This is a genomic window from Streptosporangium sp. NPDC006013 (assembly GCF_040614275.1).
GTDB lineage: Bacteria > Actinomycetota > Actinomycetes > Streptosporangiales > Streptosporangiaceae > Streptosporangium.
On sequence record NZ_JBEXUE010000708.1, the window covers coordinates 1 to 3,834 of the forward strand.

The following is a 3,834-nucleotide window of genomic DNA, read 5'->3' on the forward strand; positions in this document are numbered from 1 at the left end:
GGCTGGCACACTTAGTCCCGACCGGTCCTCTCTCCCTTGACACACTGTGATCTCTTCGTCGCACTGTGCCTACCGAGAATGATGGACCACGTTTGGGCCCGTGCGTCGTGCGGGCGGGCGGGCATCGTCCCGCGCAGCTCGTCAAGCCTGTTCAGGAAGGCCCTCTCCCGAAGGCTGTTCATGCGCGGGTCCCCCCGTCCAGCCTGGTCTTCAACAGGCCCCCCTCAAGGTGTTCATCGCGGTGACGCCGAACAGGCGCTCGGCGTCCGGTAGTTGCCTCGTCGCCCGCACCGCCACCTCGGCCCGCTGCGCGGTGTCAGCGGCCCGGTGCACCTCCAGCTCGGCTCGCGCCGCGCGGATCGCGGTCGCGGGGTTGGCCGGGGCGAAGCCCTCGACGGCGCCCGGGATGTTCTGCGCCATCCGCGACAGCAGCCGCACCGCCCCCGCCGGCGGCTCGGCCAGCCGCGCCAGGTGCTCGGCGATGCGCATGGTCGAGGTGAGGAAGTCGACGCGAGGGCTCAGCGGTCCCAGCACCCGCGACTCGGCCGGCCAGGTGCTGTCGGCGAGCAGCCCCCGGGCGGGGGAGAGCCGGTCGGTCAGTGCGGCGCACAGGTAGTACGGCCTGGCGTAGGGGTCGCCGCGGAACGAGCGCTCCTCGTCTCGGCGCAGGCTGGTCAGCTGTGAGCCGCGGAGCTCGCGGGAGAAGAACGCGTCGTTCACCGCCACGATGAGCTTGGCCGAGGTCGGCACGCCCAGCATGGCCAGCGCCTGGTGCACCTGCTCCCTGATGGGCAGCAGCGAGGTCTCGGGCTCGCGCGCGGGCGTCGGCGCCTCGGAGGTTATCGCCGCGTCCCATGCCTGTTCGGCTCTGCGCAACTCCCCGCGCAGCGACCGGGCGAGCGAGTTCTCCTTCGCCTTGACCGCCCGTCGCACCTCGGCGCGGAGGTCGGCTATTCGCCGTTCCAGCGCGTCCAGTGAATCACTCACGGCCCGGAGCGTAACAGGAGTTCCACTGGTCTCCCTTCAATTCCAGTGAATTCCAGCATTAAAGAGCAACCCATCGCATCGCGATAACGGGATGAAAAGGGCATTTGATACGTAACCCACTGCTGGAGGTGAAGAACCTGACAGGTGTCGCGCGCCCCGCCACCCGAGACGTCCGGACCAAGACGAGTCACCACCACGAAACCGGCGGCGACCATTACACCGCCGCGGTGAATCACGGCGCCATGGTCACGGACGGCCTGCACAGCACTCCCGGCGACCGTGTCCCGTCGGACTGCGCCGGCGCTCCTTGACGCGTACGTTGCCGGCGGTCACGCTGTCATTGCTCATCCACGGCGAACTCGGATCGTATTGCCGAGGCGCCGTGTCGTACGTATTCACCGGCGAAGTCCCGGTCGGCCCCGGCACGTCCGCCTTGAAACGCCGGGGGCCGTTCCGGCGGGCAGGCGAAAGGACGGTGTCGTGGCCGTGCGGTTCTTCACTACGAGAGCGCTGGTTCTCGTCGCATCCGGCGTGTTCCTCGCCGGATGCGGGTCACCGGCCGCGTCCGGTGAATCCCCCGGCGGTCAGGCGCAGCCGTCGGGCGGCTGCCCGCTCACTCCGGAAGCCCTTTCCAAGGCCACATCCCTGAGCTGGGCGTTGCAGGAGAGGAAAGACGACCACCCGCTGGAGACCGCCGAATCGATCAAAGTGACGGCCTGCCTCTACACGGCCGCGGACGCTCCCCAGGACGGCTCGGATCCGCTGGTCCTGCGAGCCGACGTCGCCACCGGAGCGGATGCGGCCACGATCAGGAAGGACTTCACCGACACGTGCACCGAGTACGGCGGCAAGGTCGGCGACTCAGCCGCGGCTGACGGTGCGATCGTGTGCGACCGGAACGGTTCCATCGTGGAGGGCCTGGTGGGAGGTGCCGATCGAGTGGTGAACGTCTATCTGGTCAACGCGGATGCGGCCACCGCCGGCAGGCTCACCCCGGCCTTCGACAGGATCCTCGCCGCCGTCGGCTAGCGTCCCGGCGGAGGCCGCCTCCGCTCAGTCCGGGGGTAGGGCGTCTTCGAGGGCGGCCGTGAACCAGCGAGCGATGCCGGCCGGATGCGTGACGGCGGTGCCGACCGCGACCGTGCGCGCCCCCCCAGGCGGGGAAGGGCTTCGGCGGCCTGCTCGGTGATGTGGACGCGGCCGTTCCGAAGCCCCGGTGGCCGGGTGCTCCCGATCACTCCTGAACGTCGGCCGGTGGCGCGAGCCAGGCGGGTAACGGGCGGGTGTGCAGTACGTCCAGTCGCGAGACGGCCCGGGTCAGCACGACGTAGAGCCGGTTGAGTCCTCGGGTCTCGGCTGCGGCGATCTCGGCGGGCTCGACCACCACCACGTGGTCGTATTCGAGACCCTTGGCCATTGCCGCGGGGACGGCGGTGACGCGGGCCGCGGAGGCGACGTCGTCGAGCGTGGCGACCTCGATGCCTTCGGCCCTCAGCGCCGTCACCAGCTCGCCGAGGGCCGCGTCGGCGGCGATCACCGCGATCGAGCCCTCATGGCCGAGCGCGTCGCGCACCGCGCGGACCGCGGTGCCGGCGAGGTCGGGTGTCCGGTGGACCCCGAGACGGCCGTCCGTACGGAACGAGCGAGTCCTGGGCACGTCCACGGCCAGTTCCTCCAGCAGGCGGTTGGCGATCGCGACGACGGCGGCGGGCACCCGGAAACCCGTGGTCAGGGCGGTCAGCTTCGCGTCCGGCTTGCCCAGGTGGGCCAGGTGCTCGCGCCAGCCGCGGGCCGCCCACCGCGTGGTGCCCTGCGCCAGGTCGCCGAGCACGGTGATCGAGCCGTGCTCGCTCCTGCGGGCGACGGCCCGGCACTGCATCGGTGAGAGGTCCTGCGCCTCGTCGACGATGACGTGACCGTATCCGCGAGGGCGCTCCAGCAGGCCCGAGATCTCGTCGAGAAGTACGGCGTCGGCCGCCGACCACCTGGCGCTCCTGAACGAGCGCGGCGGCCTGGTCCACAGGATGGCCGACTGCTCGCCGGGGGTGAGGACCCCGTCCGCGGCCCCGGCCAGCACCGCGGGGTCGCCGAGCAGCTCCGCCAGCACCTCCTCTGGCCGGACGGCGGGCCACACCGCGTCGACGTGCGCGGTGAGGGCCCTGGTCATCCCACGGGTCCAGGCGGCGCTCGTGTTCCGGCCGCGTGCCTCCGCCTGCCGAAGCAGGACGGCCACGGTACGCGAGAGTACGCGCTCGCGGCCCACACCGTACGAGGTCGCCTCCCGCAGGACGGCGTCCACGATGGCACCGAACTTCTCCTGTCCCACCCGCCAGCGGTGGGAGCCGTCGGGGACGGTGATCGGACCCGACGGGGCCGTCACCCGCCGGTACAGCGCCTGACGCAGCACCTCCGCCATGCGGACGTCGTGCTTGACGGCCGCGGCCTCCTCGCCGTCGGCTCCCCTGAGCGGCTCTCTCGCCAGCAGCCCCGCCATGGTCGTCTGCTCGACGTCGACCTCGCCGAGCGCCGGGAGCACGGCCGCGATGTACCTCAGGAACGCCCGGTTGGGGCCGAGGATCAGCACGCCCGTGCGCGAGAGCCGCTGCCGATGGGTGTAGAGCAGGTAGGCGGCCCGGTGCAGTCCAACGGCGGTCTTGCCGGTGCCCGGCGCCCCCTGGATGCAGATCGACTCCTCAAGCCCGGCACGGACCAGCTCGTCCTGCTCGGGCTGGATGGTGGCCACGATGTCGCGCATCGGCCCGACGCGGGGGCGCTCGATCTCGGCGGCCACGATCCGGCTCGCCACGCCCAGGTCCTGGCCGGCCCCAAGGTGCTCGTCCTCGAAGC

3 protein-coding genes are annotated in these 3,834 nt (G+C 71.3%); 1 reads left to right on the forward strand and 2 read right to left on the reverse strand.

What is annotated here, in order from left to right; all coding sequences use genetic code 11:
• Positions 1 to 210: 210 nt before the first annotated feature.
• Complete coding sequence (locus tag ABZ260_RS48255) at positions 211 to 987, reverse strand: hypothetical protein (protein ID WP_355631920.1); 777 nt, start codon at positions 985 to 987, stop codon at positions 211 to 213.
• A gap of 480 nt (positions 988 to 1,467) precedes the next feature.
• On the opposite strand from ABZ260_RS48255, the gene ABZ260_RS48260 reads away from it, so the two are divergent.
• Positions 1,468 to 2,016, forward strand: a complete 549-nt coding sequence (locus ABZ260_RS48260) for a hypothetical protein (protein WP_355631922.1) — start codon at positions 1,468 to 1,470, stop codon at positions 2,014 to 2,016.
• 205 nt (positions 2,017 to 2,221) lie between these two features.
• Here ABZ260_RS48260 and ABZ260_RS48265 read toward each other — a convergent pair.
• Positions 2,222 to 3,834 (reverse strand): AAA family ATPase (locus ABZ260_RS48265; protein WP_355631925.1); only part of this gene is annotated, 1,613 nt, incomplete at its 5' end.